The 22,322-nt window shown below is 64.5% G+C and carries 21 protein-coding genes and 2 tRNA genes; 5 read left to right on the top strand and 18 right to left on the bottom strand.

The window, feature by feature from the left end; all coding sequences use genetic code 11:
• Nucleotides 1–41: 41 nt before the first annotated feature.
• Nucleotides 42–551, top strand: coding sequence for a GNAT family N-acetyltransferase (locus tag RX329_RS01445; RefSeq protein ID WP_007598725.1), 510 nt, complete (start codon nt 42–44; stop codon nt 549–551).
• A 175-nt stretch (nt 552–726) separates the two neighbouring features.
• Nucleotides 727–1,263 (top strand): inorganic diphosphatase, encoded by a 537-nt coding sequence (gene ppa / locus RX329_RS01440; RefSeq protein WP_007604168.1) that lies wholly within the window; start codon nt 727–729, stop codon nt 1,261–1,263.
• A gap of 37 nt (nt 1,264–1,300) precedes the next feature.
• Here the strand turns inward: ppa and folD are convergent, their stop codons facing one another.
• Genes folD through RX329_RS01425 form a run of 3 tightly spaced genes read right to left on the bottom strand, consistent with a single transcriptional unit; the run spans nt 1,301 to nt 2,851 of the window.
• On the bottom strand, nt 1,301–2,185 hold the full coding sequence (gene folD / locus RX329_RS01435) for a bifunctional methylenetetrahydrofolate dehydrogenase/methenyltetrahydrofolate cyclohydrolase FolD (protein WP_018459745.1): 885 nt from the start codon (nt 2,183–2,185) through the stop codon (nt 1,301–1,303).
• A gap of 10 nt (nt 2,186–2,195) precedes the next feature.
• Nucleotides 2,196–2,540, bottom strand: coding sequence for a DUF167 domain-containing protein (locus tag RX329_RS01430; RefSeq protein WP_085384730.1), 345 nt, complete (start codon nt 2,538–2,540; stop codon nt 2,196–2,198).
• Nucleotides 2,541–2,560: 20 nt separating this feature from the next.
• Nucleotides 2,561–2,851, bottom strand: coding sequence for a YggT family protein (locus RX329_RS01425; protein ID WP_007598721.1), 291 nt, complete (start codon nt 2,849–2,851; stop codon nt 2,561–2,563).
• A 204-nt stretch (nt 2,852–3,055) separates the two neighbouring features.
• Between RX329_RS01425 and RX329_RS01420 the strand changes: the two genes are divergently transcribed.
• Nucleotides 3,056–3,131: transfer RNA gene (locus RX329_RS01420), tRNA-Ala, on the top strand.
• A gap of 108 nt (nt 3,132–3,239) precedes the next feature.
• Here the strand turns inward: RX329_RS01420 and RX329_RS01415 are convergent.
• The 7 genes from RX329_RS01415 to RX329_RS01385 all read right to left on the bottom strand — a co-directional run bounded on the left by RX329_RS01415 (nt 3,240) and on the right by RX329_RS01385 (nt 11,098).
• Nucleotides 3,240–4,052 carry an enoyl-CoA hydratase gene (locus RX329_RS01415; RefSeq protein WP_085359633.1) on the bottom strand — a complete coding sequence of 271 codons (813 nt, stop codon included), beginning with the start codon at nt 4,050–4,052 and terminating at the stop codon, nt 3,240–3,242.
• A 108-nt stretch (nt 4,053–4,160) separates the two neighbouring features.
• Nucleotides 4,161–4,955 (bottom strand): glutamine amidotransferase, encoded by a 795-nt coding sequence (locus RX329_RS01410; protein ID WP_026233871.1) that lies wholly within the window; start codon nt 4,953–4,955, stop codon nt 4,161–4,163.
• 127 nt (nt 4,956–5,082) lie between these two features.
• The gene (locus RX329_RS01405) at nt 5,083–5,862 is read right to left on the bottom strand and encodes an SDR family NAD(P)-dependent oxidoreductase (RefSeq protein ID WP_026233870.1); all 780 of its coding nucleotides are present in this window, start codon (nt 5,860–5,862) and stop codon (nt 5,083–5,085) included.
• 230 nt (nt 5,863–6,092) lie between these two features.
• Nucleotides 6,093–6,581, bottom strand: a complete 489-nt coding sequence (locus tag RX329_RS01400) for a TerB family tellurite resistance protein (RefSeq protein WP_085359631.1) — start codon at nt 6,579–6,581, stop codon at nt 6,093–6,095.
• 287 nt (nt 6,582–6,868) lie between these two features.
• The gene (locus RX329_RS01395; RefSeq protein WP_085359629.1) at nt 6,869–8,278 is read right to left on the bottom strand and encodes an adenylate/guanylate cyclase domain-containing protein; all 1,410 of its coding nucleotides are present in this window, start codon (nt 8,276–8,278) and stop codon (nt 6,869–6,871) included.
• A 50-nt stretch (nt 8,279–8,328) separates the two neighbouring features.
• Entirely contained in the window at nt 8,329–9,696 is a 1,368-nt protein-coding gene (locus tag RX329_RS01390) for a cytochrome P450 (RefSeq protein ID WP_317245493.1), read from the bottom strand.
• 34 nt (nt 9,697–9,730) lie between these two features.
• Nucleotides 9,731–11,098, bottom strand: coding sequence for a twin-arginine translocation pathway signal (locus RX329_RS01385; RefSeq protein WP_018459737.1), 1,368 nt, complete (start codon nt 11,096–11,098; stop codon nt 9,731–9,733).
• Between the two features lie 150 nt (nt 11,099–11,248).
• On the opposite strand from RX329_RS01385, the gene RX329_RS01380 reads away from it, so the two are divergent.
• A complete protein-coding gene (locus RX329_RS01380; RefSeq protein ID WP_018459736.1) occupies nt 11,249–12,937 on the top strand; it encodes an MFS transporter in 1,689 nt (562 codons plus the stop codon).
• Nucleotides 12,938–12,961: 24 nt separating this feature from the next.
• On the opposite strand, the gene RX329_RS01375 is transcribed toward RX329_RS01380, so the two are convergent.
• Together RX329_RS01375 and RX329_RS01370 are read right to left on the bottom strand one after the other, a co-directional pair.
• The gene (locus tag RX329_RS01375; RefSeq protein WP_085348531.1) at nt 12,962–13,174 is read right to left on the bottom strand and encodes a hypothetical protein; all 213 of its coding nucleotides are present in this window, start codon (nt 13,172–13,174) and stop codon (nt 12,962–12,964) included.
• Between the two features lie 180 nt (nt 13,175–13,354).
• Nucleotides 13,355–13,666 carry a hypothetical protein gene (locus RX329_RS01370; protein ID WP_085359625.1) on the bottom strand — a complete coding sequence of 104 codons (312 nt, stop codon included), beginning with the start codon at nt 13,664–13,666 and terminating at the stop codon, nt 13,355–13,357.
• Between the two features lie 255 nt (nt 13,667–13,921).
• On the opposite strand from RX329_RS01370, the gene RX329_RS01365 reads away from it, so the two are divergent.
• A complete protein-coding gene (locus RX329_RS01365; RefSeq protein WP_085359671.1) occupies nt 13,922–14,968 on the top strand; it encodes a polysaccharide deacetylase family protein in 1,047 nt (348 codons plus the stop codon).
• A 75-nt stretch (nt 14,969–15,043) separates the two neighbouring features.
• Here RX329_RS01365 and RX329_RS01360 read toward each other — a convergent pair whose 3' ends face one another.
• From RX329_RS01360 to RX329_RS01335, 6 genes are all read right to left on the bottom strand, one after another.
• The gene (locus RX329_RS01360) at nt 15,044–15,427 is read right to left on the bottom strand and encodes a hypothetical protein (RefSeq protein WP_085348532.1); all 384 of its coding nucleotides are present in this window, start codon (nt 15,425–15,427) and stop codon (nt 15,044–15,046) included.
• A 104-nt stretch (nt 15,428–15,531) separates the two neighbouring features.
• Nucleotides 15,532–17,640, bottom strand: coding sequence for a hypothetical protein (locus RX329_RS01355; RefSeq protein WP_317245492.1), 2,109 nt, complete (start codon nt 17,638–17,640; stop codon nt 15,532–15,534).
• A gap of 511 nt (nt 17,641–18,151) precedes the next feature.
• Nucleotides 18,152–18,227 (bottom strand) — tRNA-Thr (locus RX329_RS01350).
• Between the two features lie 100 nt (nt 18,228–18,327).
• On the bottom strand, nt 18,328–20,127 hold the full coding sequence (locus RX329_RS01345; RefSeq protein ID WP_085359621.1) for a heme biosynthesis HemY N-terminal domain-containing protein: 1,800 nt from the start codon (nt 20,125–20,127) through the stop codon (nt 18,328–18,330).
• Nucleotides 20,128–20,163: 36 nt separating this feature from the next.
• Nucleotides 20,164–21,426, bottom strand: a complete 1,263-nt coding sequence (locus tag RX329_RS01340) for a COG4223 family protein (protein ID WP_085359619.1) — start codon at nt 21,424–21,426, stop codon at nt 20,164–20,166.
• A gap of 69 nt (nt 21,427–21,495) precedes the next feature.
• Nucleotides 21,496–22,242 (bottom strand): uroporphyrinogen-III synthase, encoded by a 747-nt coding sequence (locus tag RX329_RS01335; protein ID WP_085359617.1) that lies wholly within the window; start codon nt 22,240–22,242, stop codon nt 21,496–21,498.
• Between the last annotated feature and the right edge of the window lie 80 nt (nt 22,243–22,322).

Genomic DNA, 22,322 nt, shown 5'->3' with positions numbered 1-22,322 from the left:
AGGTCTTGCCGCCGGCGCGGCGACTTGGTTTGATCACGTCCATGAGCACAACCCTGATCGAGGTCCGGCCGGCCAAAGCCGCAGATGCAACTGCGGTGGCGTCCACCCATGACGAAGCCTGGCGCTCCGCCTATCAGGGCATCATTCCCGGCGCCGAACTGGAGAAGCTGATCAACCGCCGCGGTCCGCAATGGTGGGACAGCGCGATCCGCAAGGGCAGCCGCGTCAGCGTGCTGGTGTTCGGCGACAAGATCGCAGGCTACGCCAATTACGGCCGCAACCGCGCCCGCAGCCTGCATTTCGACGGCGAGGTCTACGAGCTTTATCTGCGTCCTGAATTCCAGGGCCTGGGCTTTGGTCGCCGCCTGTTCACCGCGGCCCGCCGCGACCTGATGCAGAGCGGCCTGAAGAGCATGGTGGTGTGGGCGCTCTCGGACAACGATCCGGCCACCGAGTTCTACCGCGCCTTGGGCGGCCGCATGGTGGCGCGATCCTCGGAGCGTTTCGGGCCGAAGTCGCTCGACAAGGTTGCCTTCGCTTGGACCAATTGAGCTGCTGAAGTCCCGCCGGCAGCGTTTTCCTTCCGTCGATACCGCTGCCTTGAGCCGGTGATCGCCGGATTCATTATTTCACAAAAACGCGATGGATCAGCGGGCCAAGCCCGCGTATGACAGCGCCAAAATCGCTGCCGGGTGCGATTTAACCTCGGCAACAACGGAGCCTTGAATGCGTATCGATGCGGTCTCGATCGGGAAAAACGTCCCTCACGACGTCAACGTCATCATCGAAGTCCCCGTGGGCGGCGAACCGATCAAGTACGAGATGGACAAGGAAGCCGGCACGCTGGTGGTTGACCGCTTCCTCTACACGCCGATGCGTTACCCCGGGAACTACGGCTTCATTCCGCACACGCTGTCCGACGACGGCGATCCCTGCGACGTCCTCATCATCAACACCCGCGCCATCATTCCCGGCGCGGTCATGAGCGTGCGCCCGGTCGGCGTGCTGTTCATGGAAGACGAAGCCGGCGGCGACGAGAAGATTCTTGCGGTGCCGTCGTCGAAGCTGACGCAGCGCTATGACAAGGTGAAGTCGTATTCCGACCTGCCGGACATCACGCTCCAGCAGATCCAGCACTTCTTCGAGCACTACAAGGATCTCGAACCCGGCAAGTGGGTGAAGATCCTGCGCTGGGGCGGCCCCGAAGATGCGCACAAGCTGATCCTCGAAGGCATCGATCGCGAGAAAAAGAAGAAGGCCTGAGCTCTGCTCCCTCGCCCCGCTTGCGGGGCGAGGTGAACTACACCGCCGGCTTCGGCAGCCCTGCAATCGCGCAGGCCGCGCGCAACGTGTTCACGAGCAGGCAGGCGACTGTCATCTGACCGACGCCGCCCGGTACCGGCGTGATGGCGCCAGCCACGGCGAGCGCTTCCTGATAGGCAACATCGCCGACGAGACGCGTCTTGCCGTCGTCCCTCGGAATCCGGTTGATGCCGACGTCGATCACGGTCGCCCCCGGCTTCAGCCAGTCGCCGCGCACCATCTCGCACTTTCCGACGGCGGCATAAACGAGGTCTGCGCGCCTCACGAGCCCGGGCAGGTCACGCGAGCGCGAATGCGCGATGGTCACCGTGGCGTTCTCGTTCAGCAACAGCTGCACCAGCGGTCGGCCGACGAGGTTGGAGCGGCCGATGACGATGGCGTTCATGCCTTCAAGCGAAGCATGCACGCTCTTGGTCAAAATGATGCAGCCGAGCGGCGTGCAGGGCGACAGCGCCTCGAAACCGCCGGCGAGGCGGCCGGCATTGTTCGGATGCAGCCCGTCGACATCCTTGGCGGGGTCGATGGCATTGACGACCGCCTCGGTATTGAGGCCCTTGGGCAGCGGTAGTTGCACCAGAATACCGTGCACGGCGGGATCGCGGTTGAGTTTTGCGACCAGCGCCAGGAGATCTGCTTGCGAGACGTCGGCCGGCAGCTTGTGCTCGAACGAGGCCATGCCAGCGGCCTGGGTCTGGGTGTGTTTCGACCGGACATAGACCTCGCTCGCCGGGTCGCTTCCGACCAGGACCACCGCAAGGCCCGGAACCAGATTGTGCTCGCGCTTGACGCGTGCGACCTCGTCGGCGACGCGGGCGCGAAGTTCTGCGGCGATGACTTTTCCGTCGATGATCTTGGCGGTCATGTCAGTTCCCTCAGTCTGTCGATTTGGCTGATGCGAGCTGGCGCTGGGCTTCGCCGAGCCGCGCCGGATCGCCGTCGACCGCGATCTGCTTCAGCCGCGAGGTCGCTCCCGACAGGAGTTTGACGCTGGCCTTGGGCACGCCCAACGATTTCGCCAGCAGCACCAGAACGGCCTTGTTGGCCTCGCCGCCATCTGCGATAGCGCGCACCCGCACCTTGAGCACGCTGCGGCCATCGGAGAGCTGCTCGATCCCGTCGATGTCGTCGCGGACGCCGCGCGGCGTCACCCGCAGCGCGATGCTGATACCTGCGGCCCCGTAACGCCAAGGTTCCTTGATGACAAGGTTCTTTGGCAACCCAGGGCGCTCCAGCTTGCTTAGATCACGTTCGGGTAGATGTAATACAGGATCACCCGCTCGATGAACATGATGAGCAGGATCAGGATGATCGGCGAGATGTCGAGGCCGCCGAGGCTGGGCAGGAAATTGCGAATCGGAGCCAGGACCGGCTCGGTGATTCGGTACAGGAACTCCGCCACCGCCGAAACGAACTGGTTGCGGGTGTTCACGACGTTGAAGGCGATCAGCCAGGACAGGATCGCGGACGCGATCAGCAGCCAGACGTAGAGGTCGAGCACGATGATGACGATGTCGAGAACGGCACGCATGGCTTTTAAAGACTCTGACTTTTGAAAATTCTGGCTGCGGTCGGGATTGACGCCTGCTGCTAGATATCGGTTCCCCCCGGTCCAAACAAGGGAAGTCGGTGCCGGGATGGCTAAAACCGGGTTACACCCGTCCTTGACTTGACCTTGGCGGGGACTTAAATGGCGCCCGGTTGTCGGCCGCATTGACCAGAGCGGCCTACAAAAGGGGCCATAGCTCAGCTGGGAGAGCGCGTCGTTCGCAATGACGAGGTCGGCGGTTCGATCCCGCCTGGCTCCACCACGCTTCGCCCTTCGGGCTACGCGTGGCGCAGCCGCGCGGAGCTCGAGGGGCGAAGCGTGGTGTCCGGCGTAGCCCGCAGGGCGAAGACGGACTGCCCCTTAAGCTTCCCTACTTCCCCGTAAACCTTGGCGGCCGCTTCTCCATGAAGCTCGCGACTCCCTCCCGGAAATCGCTGCCGTTCAGCGCCACCATCATGTCCCGATTGGCTTCGATCGTCGCCTCCGCCAGCGTCTGGAACGGCACCTCGTAGAGCTGCCGCTTGATCACGGCCATCGCGCTCGGCGAGACGAAATCGGCGAGGTCGCGCGCATAGGCATAGGTCTCCTCGCGCAGCTTCTCGGGCGAGCAGAGCCGATTCACCAGCCCCATCCGCAGCGCCTCGTCACTCGAAACGCGGCGCGCCGAGAGCAACAGATCCATCGCGTTGGCGTGGCCGACGATTCGCGGCAGCATCCAGCTGATGCCGTGCTCGGCGATCAGACCACGCCGGGCGAAGGCGGTGGTGAACACGGTGTTGTCGGCGGCAAAGCGCAGGTCGCAATAGAGCGCGTGGACGAGGCCGATGCCGGCGGTCGCTCCATTGAGCATGGCGATGACAGGCTTTCCGATCGACGGGTAGAAGCCATAGCGCGTCTGCCAGTCCGGCCGCCGGTTCATGTCGAAGGGCGGCAGGTTCGACGCACGCCTGACATCATCGGGGTCGAGCCCCTTCAATGCGTCCATGTCGGCACCGGCGCAGAAGGCGCGGCCTGCGCCGGTGATCACGATGACGCGGACATTGTCATCGGCGCTCGATGCTTCCATCGCATGGCGCACGTCGCGCTCCATGATCGGCGTCCACGCATTCATGCGATCGGGACGGTTGAGCGTGATGGTCGCGACCTTGTCGCTGACCTCATAGAGAATGTGTTCGTAAGCCATGGTGCTCTCCCTTTGTTTGCCGGCGCAGTTTCGCGCGCGCTCGTTGACATGAGCCTAGCATATCAAGGGATGAGACAAGGGCTTGTGCCAACGGCCTGGGAGGCGCGATCACTCGGCGGCTTGCGCCAGCAACGGCCGACGCGCCAGCCAGCCGTCGATGAATTGATCAAGCCAGGCCCGTTCCGCGGCATCGTAGACGGCACGGTCCGCGAAGTGATGATGCCGCTGCCGCGCGCCGGGCGCGCTGAGACCGTCATAGCCGCGCGTGGTCCAGCAATGCATCATGGCGTAGGTCACGTCAGGATGAAACTGCACGCCGAAAGCGTTGCCGGTGCGGAACGCCTGCACCGGAAAATCATCGCCTTCGGCAAGCAGTTCAGCGCCAACCGGTAGCTCGAAGCCTTCGCGATGCCAGTGATAGACCCGTGCCGGCCAATTCGGGCAGAGCCCGTGTCCCGCGGGTGTCGGGCGGATCGGGTAGTAGCCGATCTGGGTCAGCGCATCGGCATGCGGCGCGACGCGGGCTCCTAACTGCTTCGCGAGCATCTGCGCGCCGAGGCAGATGCCGAGGAACGGCCGCTGTTCGCGGAGCGGAATTTCGATCCAGTCGATCTCGCGGCGGATGTAGTCGTCGGGATCATTGGCGCTCATGGGACCGCCGAAGACCACAGCGCCGGCATGCTGGTCGAGGGTCTCAGGCAGCGGATCGCCGAGGCGGGGACGGCGGATGTCGAGGCGGTGGCCAAGGGCGCGCAGCGCATTGCCGACGCGGCCGGGCGTCGAGGATTCCTGATGCAGGATGATCAGAACCGGCAACCGGGTTTCGAAGGCGGCGACATCAGGCGTCCTTCTGGGGAAGGGCACCACATCTGCGCCACCAAATCTGTCCGTCCGGAACGACATGGTCTTTGCGACTGCTATCGGTTCTGACCGCCAGCATAACTAAGCGATCGTTAATTTCGTGTGAGTTTGCGCACACACACTCCCGATAGAAAGCAAGCTCCGGGCCACGACCGACCGAGAGCTCCCTCTAGCGTCTTTGTCTCTGAAACCGGCTGGTGGCGGACAGGATGAAGCCGCGCGGGAAGAAGCGCAGCGCGAATGGCACAATCTTGATGCCCAGACCGGGGAGCACGGCCCGCTTGTTGGCCATCAGGCCGCGATAGGCCTGTCGTGCGACCTCAGCGGCAGGAACATTGAGAAGGGCCGTATCATGTCCGGACCCAACGCCGGCGCGCGCCTGGAATTCGGTGGGCACCGGGCCCGGGCAAAGTACGGTGACGCGAACGCCGTGCGGTGCAAGCTCCGCCCGCAAGGCCTCGGTGAAGGAAATGACATAGGCCTTGGACGCGTAATAGACCGCCATGCCGGGGCCGGGCAGATAGCCGGCGACCGATCCGACGTTGAGAAGGCCACCCTTGTTCCTGATCAGCTGATCGGCAAAGCGCAGCGACAGATCCGTCAGAGCCCGGACATTGACATCCACTATGCCGACCTGCTCGACGCGGTCGCGCTCAATTGCGTCGCCGAACACGCCGAAGCCGGCATTGTTGACGAGATGATCGAGCTCGACGCCTTCGGCAGCGAGTGCGGCGGCGATCTTCTCGCCGGCATCCGCATCCTCAAGATCGCAGGCGATCACGATCGGCTTTTTGCCACCCTTGGCAGCGAGCTCGTTTGCGAGCGCCTCGAGCCGGTCCGCGCGTCGCGCCGTCAGCGCAAGACGGTGTCCGTTCGCGGCGAACACACGCGCTAGCTCCGTGCCGATGCCCGCCGAGGCACCGGTGATCAACGTTACCCGCTCAGTCACGATCGAGATCTCTTGAATTGAAGTTTTTTTGGCGCCGCAATGCTGGAACGAGAGCATAGGCCGTGCGCGACAGGCAAGCGGCGTCCACCGCATAGCCACCTGAGCGGGAAACGGGGAAGCAGGAAAACCCCGTTTTTACAGGGGAAAACCGGAACCAGGGCAGCCCCGAGGCTACATTAAAGTTTCGTCATGTGGTCCGCACAACCGCCAATTGGCGGTATTGGCAGTGATCACCCGCCGACCGCGCTGTCCTTGACCTGACCACCGGCACGATCTGCGACCGCGTGCTTCAGGTCGATCCGGTCGCGTTGCGAAATCCCGAGCAGGTCGGAGGCACGCCAGACCACATTATCCTCGAACTCGGTAACCTGGCCATCGGCATAGACCAGCTCCCACATCATCTGGACGACCCGCTTGCGGCCCTCTTCGTCGAGCGAGCGCATCATGATGCTGGTGAAGTGATAGAGGTCGACCGCCTCGCCCTCGACCTCCGTCGCATCCGCGATCAGACGATCCGCGGTGCCGCGATCGAGCCCAAAGTGGCTTTCGATCAGGCTGTGCAATTTGCGCTGCTCGGCAGCCGTCGGCTGGCCGTCCAGCGAGATCACATGAACCAGCAGCGCGGTCGCCGCCAGCCGGTAATCACCGTCACCGAAAGCGCGGTCCTGGGCATGGGGAGCAACAATGTCGGCGATGAATTGGCGCAGGCCGTCGAGCATAAGGTCCTACCGAAATCGATGAAGCCGCGGAGCGCGACCGCTACCAGCATTATATGAGTAGGAAATTCAACCGGCGCAACGTGCGTCAGTTCCGCGCGTCGCATTACGTTTCGGCAATCTGAGTCTGTGATTTTGGAGTAGGGCAAGGCAAGTGCGCACATGTGGTCCCGGCGAAGGCCGGGACCCATAACCACAGGCTGCGGTTTGGCGAAGGCTTTGGTAACGACCATCCAGCCTGTTTCGGAAATCACGCGGTATGGTCCCGGCCTTCGCCGGGACGACACCAGTCACGGTATCTCGTACACCACCATCTTGTCGGCGATGCCGCGCAGTGCGGCCTGCTTCTGGATCGGCCTGATTTCGCGCTGCTTGAGGACTTCGGCAACCGCCGGCGCATCCAGCACCGGGCCGGTGATGTGAATCTCCTGCGCGGTCGAGAGGCTCTGCACGCGGGCGGCGATGTTGACGGTCTGGCCGAAATAATCCTGCCGCTCGTTCAGCATCACCGCGAGGCACGGACCTTCGTGGATGCCGATCTTGACGATGAGATCGGCAGTACCGCGCTTTTTGTTGAGCTCGTCCATCGCCGCGCGCATCCGCAAACCCGCTGCGATCGCATGCTCGGGACGGACGAAGGTCGCCATCACGGCGTCGCCGATGGTCTTCACCACCGCGCCTTTCTCGGAGGAGATGATCTCGAGCAGCGCATGGAAATGCGCGCGCACGAGGTCGAAGGCGGCAAGATCGCCGACGCGCTCATAGAGCGCGGTCGATCCCTTCAGATCGGTGAACAGGAAGGTCAGCGAGGTGATCTGGAGCCGCTGGTCGAGACTGAGATTGTCCGCCTTGAACACATCACGAAACGTCTGGTTCGACAGCATCCGCTTGGCGGTCAGGAACGGCTTGCGCTTGCCGATGAGGTGATGGAGCGCCTCGGCCGCGATGAACACCGACGGCAGCACGCGTACGCCGGCCTGGTTCTCCAGCGACAGCCGCAGCGGGCCCGGCCGCATGGTCGTGGTTCCCGTCGGCGCCTGCACCCTGTTGTACATGATGGCGAGCTGCTGACGGTCCTTGGTGGGCTCGCCCTGCACGTCGATGAAATGCGCCGCGTGCGTCACCGGTTCGAAGATGATGATGAAATCGTCCGGCAGTTGCAGCGACATGGTCGCCTTCTCGCCGGCCGGGAGCTCCATCGTGTCCAGCGTCACCTCGTTGGCGAGCGTCGCAAACGATTCCTTGTTGAAGTCGACGCCGGAACTCCAGAACACCTGCTTGAAGTACTCCCACACCGGAAGCGTATCGGGATCATGCGCCGCAATGCGCCGGACACGTGAATTGACGGTGAAGGAGACTTCGACCTGATCATCGACGGAGGCCTTGTAGCCGCAGGCGCACAGCGCACAATGATAATCGTCTGGCTTGAGCGCCTTCAGGGTCGAGTGCGCACCCAACACGCCGCCGCAGCCCGGGCACAGCACATTCCAGCCCAGATCGAACAGGCCGAGCCGCGCCGAATGCAGGAATGCCGAGATCGCGTGCTCTTCATCGAGACCGTGCTGCTTCGCGAAATCGAGGACATTGACGCGGTTGAGCTCGTGATCTTCGCCGTCCTCGATGAGGCGCGCGATCGCATCGACCACTTTCGAATCGGCGGTCTGCTTCAGAACGGAAAACTGGGCCTGGATATCGCTCATGGCGCAACTCTATCTGGAGTGGATCACGCCGTCGGCCAGGCGAACGCCTGTCACCGACGCGTGATGCGGAACAGCGGCGAACGGTCCGGCTGGGTCGTGACGACACCGAGCGGAATGACAGGGCCGGTATCGGCAAGCTCGACACGGAACGCACCGATCAGCCGGGCCAGCGCCAGCACGGATTCGGCTTGCGCGAAGGGGGCGCCGACGCAGACGCGCGGACCAGCGCCAAAGGGCAGATACGCGAATCGATCGGGCGCTTCCGTGGACATGAAGCGTCTTGGAATGAACGCGTTCGGCTGATCCCACAGCTTCTCGTGCCGGTGCAGCAGCCACGGTGCGATCATGATGATGTCGCCCTTGCCGATGGCGACGCCGGCCGCGTTGTCCTTCTCGCGCGCGGCCCGGGCGATCAGGAAGGCCGGCGGATAAAGCCGCATGGTCTCCTCGATCACGGCGCGGGTGAACTTCTGCCGATCGATGTCGGCCATGCTGTCGAGGTGCTCGCCGCGGGTCTCGGAGGCGATCTCCTCCTGCGTATCGGGATCGAGCGCGAGCAGATAGAGCGCCCAGAACAGCGCGGTCGCCGTGGTCTCGTGACCCGCGAGGATCATAGTCGCGACTTCGTCGACCAGTTGTTCGTCCGAAAAGCCCTTGCCGGTTTCAGGGTCACGCGCCTCGTCCATGAGATCGAAAAGATCGCGCGGCGGCGCGCCGTCTTTCTTGCCCCTCTCACGCCGCTCGGCGATCAGCATCGCGACGAATTCGGTCCAGCGCTTGCGGAAACGGGCGCGGGCAAAATCCATCGGACTCGGCCAGGACAGCGGCAGCACCATGTCGAGCAAGTACGGCCGTCCGAGTCGGGCTCCATACTCCATGACGAAGTTGCGCAAGGTCGGACCATGCCGGTCCATGCCGAACGAGAACATGGTGCGGCCGGCGATCTCCAGCGTCATGCGCTGCATGATCTCGCGCAGATCGACCGGCTCGCTCGTTCGCCCGTCGAGCTTTGCGATGGTCTCGTCGAGCACCGCCGTCATGTGCGGAACGAGATTTGCTGTCGCACGCGGCGTGAACGCCGGCGCGAGGGTGCGGCGCTGAAACGTCCACGAATGGCCCTCCGCAATCAGAAGACCGTCGCCGAGCACGGGACGAAGCATGCGGATGCCCGCCGGAGTACGCGAATAATTCTCGTAATTGCTGAGCAGGACATGCCGGATCGCATCCGGCCGGTTCAGGATGAAGCTGTTGCGGAAGAAGAAGCGGCCCTCAATGACGTCTTCCTCATAGGCGCGCTGCCCCCAGGTCGCGATCATATTCCGCTTGATCACGGCAAGCCGGCCGAGGAACGACATGTCGTCGGGCGCTCGCGGCGGCGTCGGAGGGACGATGGGCCGACGCACGCTGGCGATGTTCATGGCTCTCTCCCGGAGGGGTGGCGCAGGCAGTTAGCTAGTAAGTCAGCTCGGCAATCGCAATCCTGTTCTCGGAGGCAGGCCAGGCGCGTGCCACAATTCGTTCTTCGTTGAATTCGGCCACGATGTTACGCCCGACCTCGCCGGCCGGAAGGCGCAGTGTTGCTGTCGAATCCGTGGGCACACCCGATTTGACGTCCGCCGGCTCCTTGCCGTCGAGCAGCACCACGTCCCGCGGCAGGCCGAAATAGCCGCGCGGACGCGACATGATCACGACGGCCCCGGCGTCCTTGTCCGCGGGACCGAGCGGGCGCGCGGCGCGCAGGTGAACGACGTCGGACGAGCGCGGGAAGGGCGAGCGGTAGATGTGCGTCGTCGGCGCATCCGGCGCTGCGAGGGCGAATTCGAGCGACCAGGAAGGTTCGACCTGCGCCGGTCCCCAGCGGCCGTCGGCGCCGGTCTTCGCGCTGTGCACGGCGCTGCCCTTGCGCTCACCGGTTTCAGGATCAACCCGAAAGATATCGACGGTTGCACCGGCCACCGGCCGATTGGTCGGCGCACCGCCCGGTGTGCCCGTCACGAGGCCGCTCAGCCTGACGCTCTGCTCCGGCACAATCGAGATTCGCGCGGGCTCGCGGCCGGCAATGAACTTATAGATCTCGCGGAAGGCTCGGGGGTGAAACGCCACCTCGCGATGATCGAGTGCGCCCAGCACGAGGTTGGTGGCCCCCTTCAACTCCGGACCTTCGACGCTGACGCCGGTCGGCGTGCCGGGCTTGCCGATGAAGCGGCCATCGGCCTGCGCGTATTTGTCCATGCCGTCGCTGCGCAAGGTCAGGAAGGCAACACCCGGCGTCACCTCACTCTCGCCCTCGTTCAGGCCGAGCAGGAACGCGCCGCGGCCGTTGAACTCGCTGTTGGGCTGGTCGTCAGTCGCGAACACGCCGTGATTGGGCGTGCCGCACAGCACGGCGTGGCTGACATCGCCGGCGCCGCCGTTCTTGATGACGTTGCGGATGGCATAGCCGCCGCGCGAGCTGCCGACCAGCGCCACGCGGGCGGCGCCGGTGCTGCGCTTCAATTCGGCTATGGCGGCGGCGAGCTCGCGGCGCTGGTCCTCGGTCGAGGAGCGGCCCGCCTGCTCGACCTTGTCGTCACTTCGCGCATTGGGATCGTTGAAATTGATCGCATGCATGCGATCGCGCGCAATGCCGTTGGATTCCATCCGCCACAAGGTCGTCATCCAGAGCGCGTCGTAGTCGCCATTGCCGTGGACGAACAGGATTGGCGGCACCTCGCTCGGCGCAGTGGGTGCGGATTGAGCCAATGCGCCCGTGCGCAAGCTCGCAATTGCGAAGGGCAAGCTGCCGGCACCTTGCAAGATCATCCGTCGTGACAGCTTCATCTGTTCCTCCCCGGCAAAAGCATCTCTGTGCACCGCTTATACCGGCCTAACCACTGGACAGCGAAGGACTTTCGCGGGCATCACTGAACTTGCCGAAATCGCCCAAAGACCACGCCGACGCCACTTCTGCCAGCCCATTTGGAAGGGGATATGACCGAGCAGACGAACCGTCAGAAAATTGACGCCGACGGCATCATGGCGCCGCTACGGTACACCGTGTTCCGGCGCATCTGGCTCGCCAGCCTGCTCTCCAATCTCGGCCTGCTGATCCAGGGCGTGGGCGCCGCCTGGGCGATGACGCAGATGGCGGCCTCGGCGGACAAGGTGGCGCTGGTACAGACCGCCCTGATGCTGCCGATCATGCTGATCTCGATGCCGGCGGGCGCCATCGCCGACATGTATGACCGCCGTATCGTCACCCTGATCGCGCTCATGATCGCGCTGACTGGCGCGACCGCACTCACGGTCCTGGCCTGGCTCAACTTCATTTCCCCGGAAACGCTGCTCGCCTTCTGCTTCGTCGTCGGCAGCGGCAACGCACTGTTCGGTCCGGCCTGGCAGTCCTCGGTCAGCGAGCAGGTGCCGCCCGATGCACTGCCGTCAGCCGTCGCGCTGAACGGCATCAGCTACAACATCGCCCGCAGCTTCGGCCCTGCGGTCGGCGGTGTCATCGTCGCCGCACTCGGTGCTGTCGCGGCGTTCGCGTGTAACGCGATCCTCTATTTGCCGCTGTTGGTGGTGCTGCTGCTCTGGCGGCGCAACACCGAACCCTCGCGCCTGCCGCGGGAGAAGCTCAACCGCGCCATGGTATCGGGCTTCCGCTACATCACCAATTCGCCGCCGATCAAGATCGTGCTGTTGCGCACGCTGGTGATGGGCCTGATTGGCGGTGCCATCATGGCGTTGATGCCGCTGGTCGCACGTGATCTGCTGCATGGCGGCGCGCAAACCTACGGCATCATGCTCGGCGCCTTCGGAATGGGCGCTGTGATCGGCGCGCTCAACATCCACGAATTGCGCAAGCGCATGAGCGGCGAAGCCGCGATCCGCGCCTGCACCATCTCGATGGCGTTTGCGATGGCCGCTCTCGCCGTGAGCACCGAGCCGGTGCTGACCGCGGCTGCGCTGGTGCTCGCCGGCGCGGTCTGGATGGCCGCCATCGCGCTGTTCAATATCGGCGTGCAGCTCTCGGCGCCGCGCTGGGTCGCCGGCCGCTCGCTCGCGGCGTTTCAGGCTTCGATTTCCGGCGGCATCGCGATCGGCGCCTGGGGTTGGGGCCATCTCACCGACTATGCCGGCGTCGAGGTAGCGCTGCTGACGGCCGCCGGCCTGATGCTGATCTCGCCGGTGCTCGGGATCTGGCTCACGATGCCGCGCGTCGGCGCCCGCAACGAAGACGCCGATCTGCTGGCCGATCCGGAAGTCAAACTGTCGCTCACGGCGCGCAGCGGGCCGCTGGTGGTCGAGATCGAATACCGCGTCGCCCAAGAGAACGCCCGCGCCTTTCACAACGTGATGCAGGACGTGCAGCTCTCTCGCCAGCGCAACGGCGCCTATGGCTGGTCGATCGCGCGCGACATCGCCGATCCCGAATTGTGGACCGAGCGCTATCATTGCCCGACTTGGCTCGACTATCTGCGCCAGCGCAACCGCTCGACCCAGTCCGAACGCGCGCTGCATCAGGAGGCGATCGATTTCCACATCGGCCCGGATCCGGTGCGGATCCGCCGCATGCTCGAGCGTCCGTTCGGCTCAGTGCGCTGGAAAGAGGAGACGCCGGACCAGGCAGCAAGTGAGGTGCTGCCCGTGGTCGCCACTGCGGCGGGAAGCAGCACTTAGGTTTTGCGAGTCCGTAGCGACGTCTTACTGCCCGTGATCCGTCAGCACCTTGTCGCAGCCCTTGGTGAGCCGCGTACGGTTCTGCTTGAGGCAGGCGAGCACGGCGCCATCGCCATTGTTCATCACCGGACGGCAGAAGCGCGTGACGTCGCGCGCGCAGGCGTCGTGACCGGGCTGCTGCGCTGACGCAGCCGATGCAAACAGGATCAATGGAATGATGCAAAGAAATCTGGTCATCGCGTAATGCCTCTTACCCGGAAGATGTGCGGGCGAAGCTAGAGCGACGATCCCGAAGCCGCAACGGCTTTATTGGCAGACGGGCTTGCGCCGCCGCGGCGCTCCGGCATCACGCCGGGGCACATCGCGAGGGGAGCTAACCGACGCAACGACGCTATCGTTGCTGTTACTGACCGACTCTTATTGACTGTCCCGGGCGTCAGCGACCTTGCGTGACGCGCCGCCCTTGGCGAGATCCTTGTCCATCACCGCACGGCAACCGGCGCTCAGATCCGAACGATGCTTCATCATGCACGCCGTGATCTTCGGGATGTTCGGGATTTCCGACGAGCACAGGCGGAAAGCGTCGCCGGTGCACTGCTGCTGCGCTTCGGACGAGAAGGCGAAGCTCGAGCCGGTCGAGGCGATCGAGAGGATGGCGGCAAAGCCCAGAGCCAGGCTGACGTCGCGGATCTTGCTACTTAAGGACTTGATGTTCAGCGAGTTGGTCATTTGAAGCTCCCATTGGCACCGCGGAAGCGGGCCCGCCGTTGTTGATGGGATTGACCATGCTCCAGCAAAACAGTTCCGACTGTGATGACGGTCACGGGAGGCTCACCCTCTGTGACCTCGGTCACGCTGGCGCACCTCGCTGAAATTCCTTCGTATCCGCTGTCGTGTTGGTGTCACGTTAACTGTTCCTTCGCATTAATGGCTCGTCGAGCGGGAAATTCCGCCGGTTTGGTTGCGTAATTGGAAAGAATGGCGATGCGTAATGCGTTGGGCCTGATGCTGGCCAGTGTAGTTGCGGCGGTCGTGATTGCCGCCGGCGGTTGGTTTTATTATTCCTCGCGCGCCGACCAGGCCGCTCCCAAGACGATTGCCGCCCGTGCCGCCGATCCATTGCCGGCACAGGCGAAGCTCGCCGCCAAGGACGACGTCGCGACCACGGCCGCGATCGCGGCCAAGCCGGCGGCAGCAGCCCCGGCGCCCGCACCCGCGCCGATGCCGGTTCAGCAGAAATCGACCTGCGCCAATCCCAACGCGCTCGGCGTCTCCCGCGTGGTCGAGATCGACACCACCGGCGGTCCGGGCTTCGGCTTCGATCATTTCAAGCAGTTCGACTTCCTCACCGACAAGGAGGTCGTGCTGACGTTCGACGACGGCCCCTGGCCGGTCAACACGCCCGCCGTACTGAAGGCGCTCGCGGACGAATGCGCCAAGGGCCTGTTCTTCTCGGTCGGCAAGCATGCGACCTACCACCCGGAGATCCTGCGCCAGGTGCTGGCCCAGGGCCATACGGTCGGCACGCACACCTGGTCGCACGTCAATCTGAACGGCAAGAAGATGACCGAGCAGATGGCCAAGGACGAGGTCGAAAAGGGCATTAGCGCGGTGAAATACGCGCTCGGCACCAACCCGGCGCCGTTCTTCCGCTTCCCGCAGCTCCAGCACAATCCGGCGATCGTGAGCTATTTCGGCACCCGAAACGTCGCGATGTTCTCGACGGATATCGACTCCTTCGATTTCAGGAAGGGCGCCACGCCGGAGAAGATCATCGAGACCGTGATGACCAGGCTCGACAAGCTCGGCAAGGGCATCATCCTGATGCACGACTTCCAGAAGCACACCGGCGAAGCCATGCCCGCGCTGCTCGCGCGGCTGAAGGCCGGCGGCTACAAGATCGTGCAGATGAAGGCCAAGACGACCCTCCAGTCGCTGCCGGAATATGACGAGGCGCTGCTGAAGGACCTAAAGGTGCCGACCTCGAGCGCGCGTCCGATCGGGAGCGTGGTGCAGACGGTTTCGCAGTAACGCGCCCGATCAGATTCAAAACTCTCGCGTGATGGCCGGGCTTGTCCCGGCCATATCCTTTTGAGAGCGGGCATCTTACCAGTAGATGCCATGGCGATGCAGCTCGCTGATGATGCGGCCTTCGGTCCAGCTGCGCTTGTGCTTCGGCTTGTCTGCCTTGGCCGTTGTCTTCGCGGCGGGTTGCGTCGTCGTCGCGGGCGCTGAGGCCGTCGTGGTCGTGGGTGTGGCAACCGCCGCGGGCGCATTGAGCGACACCGCCGGCGGGCGATCGAGATATTTCGGAGCTTCGGCGGCAGGCGCTGCTTCGCTCACCTGCGTCGGCGCGGCGGCAAGCGCCGGCGCCGTTTGCTGAACCGAAGCCGGCTCGCTCACCGCGGACAGCGACAGGCTGCGCGGGCCTCCGGCCTGGGCAGAGGCAGAGACCAGCACCATGGCGGTCACCAGAATGATCTTGCGCATATGAAATCTCCCCGTGTTTGGCGTGAGCTGGACACTAGGGGAGCCGCGATCGAGGTAATGTGATGCGAATCACGCCGGCGGCATCCCTCGCATCTGTTCATTGGCTAGCGGCGAACGCTCAGCTCCCGGATCGCAAAACCGAGGTCGCGGGGATCGCCCGGAAAATGCGTGACGGCATTGGTGTCCAGCTCGACCACGAGCGTTTCGTCGCCTGCAAACTGATCGAGGGGAAATGACAACGGGCCTGCGGGCACGACGCCTTTGTAGATCTCACGCCCATTGATCTTGACCAGGAACTCGTTTCCGCAGATCGGCATGGGCCACAATTCGAGCTTCAACGTGCGCGCCGGCATCACAGGCTTGTTCGGAATCTCGAGACGCCCGCTCGGTGATGCCCATTGCAGCGCACCCCCTGGGGTGATTTCCTTGCCGAAAAGACCGCGCGTTGCGATCCCCGGCGGGGCTTCCGTGCCGACCTCAAGCTCATTGCGCTGCCCATCCATGAATTCGCGCGAAGACCGGTCTGTGGCCACGGATATCAGCCGCTGCCCCGGATTGGCAGTGAGCCGCCCGGACGCCACCAGACAGTCGAACTTTTCAAAACCTTCGGGAAAATACGGCCGCCCCGCCGTGTCGGGCCAGGACATGATTCGCGGCGCCGCCCAGGGCACCCGAAGCTCCGCTGCGAGCCGGCGCAACAAATTGTGCATCATCGGATTCGCAACATCGATGACGAGTGCGTTGCAGCTCTTGATGTCCGCCGACAAGCGATTGTAGTCCCAGTCGAGAGACGTCGCCTTTTGCGCGTTGACCTGCGCGGCGGCGGTCGGAAGCCCCGGAAGACTTGCGCCCACCGCTTGCATCACCAGCAGCGGCCGCAACATGCCAAGGCCGAGGTGAACAGCCACGACGACGACAACGGCGGCGACGGCGCCCGGATTCCACCGATTCGCAGCCAAGGGAACCAAGCGCGCCAAGGGAGCAATGACAAGCGTGAAGAGCATCGGCGTCGCCATGGCCAGGCCCTTGCCCGCGGCCCAACCATGACCGGCCGCGAGAATGGCAATCGGCATGAGGCGTCCGGCAAGGCTGCCTGCCAGGAGCCGCGCGACGCTTCCGTCCGGCTCGGCGCGCCAGATCGTCCACGCGGTTCTTGCGATGCCCCTCAACAGCACGAACAGAAAGCCATAGAGCAGCAATTTCCACGCAACCGCCACCGCGGCGGGCCAACCCGCCGACGGCAGCACCGCATAGAGGCCGAGACCCGCAAGCGCGGATTCGACGGGCAATGAGAACCAGGCGTTCGCCAGTTCTCCGATACGACTGTCGGGGCTGCCGATGACATCGAGAAAGTTCGCGTCACTGCCGAACAGGTAGCGCTGATAGTATTTCCACCAGTCGGGCGGGTTGATCGCTGCATGACTCAGCTGGCGGACGACATAGGCAACCGTGCCGGACCAGAGCGGGATGCACGCGAGCAGCGATATTCCCACACCTGCCCCCAGGCCTGACGCAGCCACGGGCAAGGCCTTGCGCGAGGCGCGATGCCAGCAGCCCATCGCGGCCGCAACCGCTGCGGCGAGACCGTAGATCGTCAGCGATTCCGGATAGAGAAAGAACGCGCCTGTCATCAACGCCGCAAAGACCGCTCCCAACCGCATGATCGAGCTGGGCATTTGCCCAAAGCGATTGCGATCGAAGGCGAACGCCACGAATGCGAGCAGAAGCAGGAAGATCGGCTGCGTCGCAAGTTGAGACCAGGCGTTGATATCGAAGACGTACTGTTCGAAGAAGCCGATCGTGAGCGCGACGGCGCACGCAAACGCCAGCCAGCGCCGCATCGAGAGCGCGTTGACAAAGACGAACAGCGCGGCAAACAGCATGTTGAGCTGCATGCCGACCATATACCGATAGGCGCAATCGACGACATCGCCGCGACTGATAGCGGCGATTGCCGCATGGATCATCGACACGGCGCCGCGATAGTCGACGAACTTCAGTGCCATCACTGAAATTGGATTGGAGTTCGGCTCGTCCGCGCCCTGGATGGCCAGGGTTGCGTAGTCGAGCACGCGATACGAGACCGACGATCCCACGTACAACATATGATCGTAGACGTTGGCCTGGAAAACGCGGAAGCGCGCGCCTCCGTCCAGCCGGGAGCAAGACACACCATCGCGATAGCCGCGATCGCTATCGCCATCGCGAGCCATCGTCCGGGCGATGGCTCAGGCCGCCGACGCAGCGCCGGGAAGCGTATTGCAGCGGCAATGACAAGACCGGCGATTGCCATCGCAGGCAACGTCACCCACGGAGCGACGCCGGAGAGATACAGGACCGCGGTACCTGCGGCGAGAAGGCCGAAACCAAGCGGCGGCGCGAGCGCCCAGCAAACTGGTCCGACGGCAGAAGCAGGGAGAACGGAAGACCAATGGCGCCGGACGTCAGCGCGACGAGCCCAACCACCAGGATATCGTGCATGCTGCCTCGCGCCGCCCCGTTGCCTGTAGTTTCGGCCGTCCGGACGCGCTGTCAATCCAAGGCAAATGACCAAAGCGCGCGACACGCGGGCCGCGAAGCATTTGGCTCGTCAGCTTCATGCACTATGATCTGGGATATTTCGACCTGGAGCAGAAAACCCTGCAACGTCTCGACAACGAGGCTGTCACCCATGTCTTAGGTACGTTCCGTTACCCATGTCTTCGGGCCGGACAATCAAGGCGCTGGTGCCGCAAGAGGGATTCGAACCCCCGACCCCGTCATTACGAATGACGTGCTCTACCAACTGAGCTATTGCGGCGAACCGTGCCGGGGCCCGCGCGAGGCCGGTCCCGTTACGCGCGCTCCTGATATCGGGCATGGCCCGAATTGGCAAGGTGGAGCCGGCTCCCATATGCCGCTCACCCGCCCCAGCGAGACCAGAATCCGCGCCAGCCGCCGGCCTGGGCCTTTGCGTGGTCCTTGGGCGTGCCGATTTGTTCCGTAAATTCATCGCTCGGGCCCTCGTCGTCGATACCGGGATCATCCGGGGCGCGGACGATCGGGATGACGGCGGGAATAGGTGCTTGTGCAGGTTTGCCGAGGTCGGCGCGGGTCCGGAACACCGGCGTTGCCGCCGCGGACGATGATTCGGCGATCTCAGGGGCCGGTTTGAGCGGCTCGGCGGGCGTGACGACCGGCTCTTCCTTGACGGTTTCTTTGGCGGTCTCCTCGACGGCTTCCTTTAAGATTTCCTGGGCTTCAAGGGGCGGCGAATTGTCCTGCGGAGCGGGCACCGGATCCGGCGCCATGACAGCCGGTTCCACCGGGCTCTCGCTCGGGGCCGCCGTCACCCGCTTCGGCGGCGGAGCCGCCAGCATCGCTTCCTCGAAGGCCGAGGATTCGATCATGGCGCCTTTGTCGGAAGGAAGACTCGCGACTGGCGTTTGCCACTGGAAGGCGTCAAGACGGCCGGTGACCGGGGAAACCGGACGCCAGCGGTCGCTGACATAACCGTCCGCAGTCCAGGCCGGATCATGGCGGGCGCGCACCGCGCGCAAGGTCCAGGCGCGGGCCCGGCCGCCGTCACCATGCTCGGTCCGCTCGATCTCGGCCATCAGCAACGCCACGCGCTGGGTGGGATCGTTGACGTAAGGCGCCAGCACCGCGCGCGCACGGGCAAACTCGGACGCATCGATCGCGGCGCGCGCGATCGCCAGCTGGCCCTCGATATAGCCAGCCTTGTCGGCAGAAATCTTGGCCGCAAGCGTCTCGACCCGCTGCAGGCGCTGCCGCGCGGAATCGCCGAGCTTCACATGCGCATAGGCATCCGCAAGATCAGGATGCGGATTGGCGAGCCAGGCGGTTTCCACCAGCTTCATGGCGCGGCGCACCTGATGCGCCTCGCTCTCGAATTTTGCAGCGAGCACTGCGGCCGGAACCAGGGTCGGCGCGAGCTTGACCGCCTGCATCACGCTCTCGCGCGCGACGTCGCGGTCCATTGTTTCCAATTCCAGCGCGCGGGCGGCGAGCAGCACGCCGCGCTGGCGGCGATAGGCCTGCTTGTCGATCAGGCCCGCGGACAGATTCGAATCGAGGATCGCGAGCGCGCCGCTCCAGTCGCCGCGCGCGCAGCGGAAGCCGAGCACCGCATGCGAGGCCCAGGTCGAGGACGGCGACAGCTTGATCGCTTCCTCGGCGATCATCACGGCGCCGACCGCATCGTCGGCGCGCTGCGCCTCGATGAACAGGCCGCGCAGGCCGAGCAGGCGCGTGTCCTCGCGCTCGGCCATGGCACGGAAGACGCGCTGGGCCTCGTCGCGATTGCCCTCGAGCTGCGCCGATTGCGCATGCAAGAGAAGCGCGAGCGGATCGTTTGCAGCCAGCCGCCGCGCGGTATCGGCGTGGCGACGGGCAAGCGCGGTGTCGCCATGGCCGATCGCAAGCAGGCCGTGGGTGATGGCGTGGCGGCCGCGAGCATGGCGCTTTTCGTGACGACGGCGGCGCAGACGCCCCGGAGCGCGCCAGGCCATCGTCAGCAGGCTCCAGACCAGCACGACTGCCGCGGCAAAGAGACCAAGCAAGAACACGAAGCGGGGAAGCGTCGTTGTGGCGCGGAAAGCGCCCGCAGTCAGGACGAGGTCGCCGGGCTGATCGGCAACCCAGGCCGCGCCGGCCGCCGCCAGTGCGATCAGAACGAGGAAGAGGACGATGCGAAGCATGACGATCCCTATACGCGCTGATTGTTGCGCGAACCTTTATTGACCAGGCTTGACGAGATCCGCCATGGCGGCGTCGGCGAATTTGCGTGACGCGGCGAGCGCGGCGTCACGGGCATCGGTCTTGTCGAGCCAAGCTTGCGCCGGTGCACGATCGGCCTCGGGCAGCGTTTTCAACTCGCGCCGCGCCTCGACGAAATCGTTGCGCAACGCAGCCGCCGTCACCCGCGCGACGATCGCGCCGCGATCGTTGCCGACCCCGTCGGTACGCTCGATGCGGACGAGTTTCGACGCCCCCGCCTGAAGGCGCTCGACGATTCCGGTGCCGCTGGCCGGAGCTTCCGCCGGCGGCGACAATTTTGGCACGATGTTGAGGAGCTCGCGACTCAAGGCGACCGGCGTCGGAATGCCTGACGACGCAAAGGTGTCGAGCGGCTTCAGCATCTCCGGCTTTGCTGCCAGCGACCGCGCGGCGGCGAGCTGCGACTCGTAGGCATCGCCATGGCGAACGGCGACGTCGAGCAGGGCCGCCGCCACCACATGGCGCAGCGGCTTGTCGTCCATCGTTTTCGCGTCGGCGATCTTCTCGCTTTGCTGTGCGAGTTCCGCACGTTCGGTCTTGCTGGCACGTTCGAGCTGAGCGAGGCGGTCGTTGAGAGCGGCAAGATCGGGCGCGGCAGCGCGCGGCGCCGATGTCGCGTCGTTTAGGGCGCTGGCAGTCTTGTCGGATTGTGCGCGCAGATTGGCGATCTCGCTGCGCAGGCTCGTTGCGGATTTCTCCAGCGCATCGATCCGCGCCACCATGGCCGGATCGGCGGCCGGCTTGCCCGTCTTGGCTTCGACCGCGGCCACGCGCCCGCTCAGCGCCTCGACGGTTGCGCCCGTCACTTGCGGAGCAGCCGGCGGCGCCTGCACGGCAGGCCAGCCCAGCATCCAGCCGACCGCGATCACGATTGCGGCTGCGACGGCGCCGGAGAACGGAGCGATAACCCAGGGTGAAATCGACGGCGATACCGACGCGGACGCAACGGAAGACTCTTCTTCGGCAGGTTCGGGCTGCGGCGCGGCAATAGCTTCTTCGGACCTTACCTCTTGAGACTTTTCCTCTTGAGACTTGCCCTCTTCAGATTTGGCTTGCTCATGCGCGGCCTGTTCGGTCGCTGCCCCAGCCTCAGGCTCGCCCGTCACCTGCTGCGGCTGAGTCGAGACTTCCGTCGCCTCGAGGTCGATGGTGGGCGGGATGCGCTTGGCGCGGCCGGACTCGGGAGCCAATCCTGCGTCTTCAGGCTTGTCGTCGGCCATCGTGACGGTTCCTCACACTTACCTGCCCTGAACGAACGGACCCGATTGCGTCGGATTCGGCCCGACCTCTTACGCCAAACGGGTACGCAAAGCACGCTCCAAGGTGTCAAATAAGGCATTTTCGTCCGGCGTCGCCGCCACCAGAACCTGCGAGGCACCGGCCTCGCGCAGTACGCCTGCGACCGTCTCGGAAAGGCAGCATTGCGGGATCGCCAGAGCCGAGATTTCGACACCTTCCGCCCGCGCGGCCTCCAGGAAAGCCCGCGCGCTGCGCCGGGAGTAGTGCAGCACCGCCTCGATCCCATGGGCGGCAAAGCCCTCACAGACATCGCGCGGCAACAGCTTGACCGGCGCCATTCGATAGGTCGTCTGCGTGATGACGTTGAAGCCTTCGGCGCCCAGCTCCCCGCCGAGGTCGCGCGACAGATCCGCGCCCGCGAGATAGAGCAACGTGCTCTTTTTCTTCAGCCGCTTGTCGCGCGCGCTCTGCATCACCTTGTCGCGCAGGGCAGCGGCATCGCCACCGGCGACGATCACCTCGGCAAAACCGGCATCGCGCCCGGCGGCGGCGGTGTGCTCGCCGACGGCAAACAGCGGCAGCTCCAGGAGACCAAGGTCCGGTAATTGCGATGCGACGCCACGAATCGCATTGGCCGATGTGACAATGACGGCGCTGTAGCTCGTTTCACTCTCGCCATGGAAGGCGACCGGCTCGAACTTGAGCACCGGCGCGAGCAGCACCACATGACCCCGTGCCCGCAGATTTTCCGACGTCGCCTCATTGTCGGGATGCGGCCGTGTGACAAGAATGGACATCGCTTGTGTTCCCGAACCACGTGGCGGTGGCGCTTTCACGAGGAACGGCAGCGCGTGACGATTGCGTTGGCCGACCCCGG

Origin of the sequence: Bradyrhizobium sp. BWC-3-1, from assembly GCF_032917965.1 — a bacterium.
GTDB lineage: Bacteria > Pseudomonadota > Alphaproteobacteria > Rhizobiales > Xanthobacteraceae > Bradyrhizobium > Bradyrhizobium canariense_D.
The sequence above is the reverse complement of the archived record's forward strand: the minus strand, read 5'-3'. Positions and strand labels throughout refer to the sequence as shown.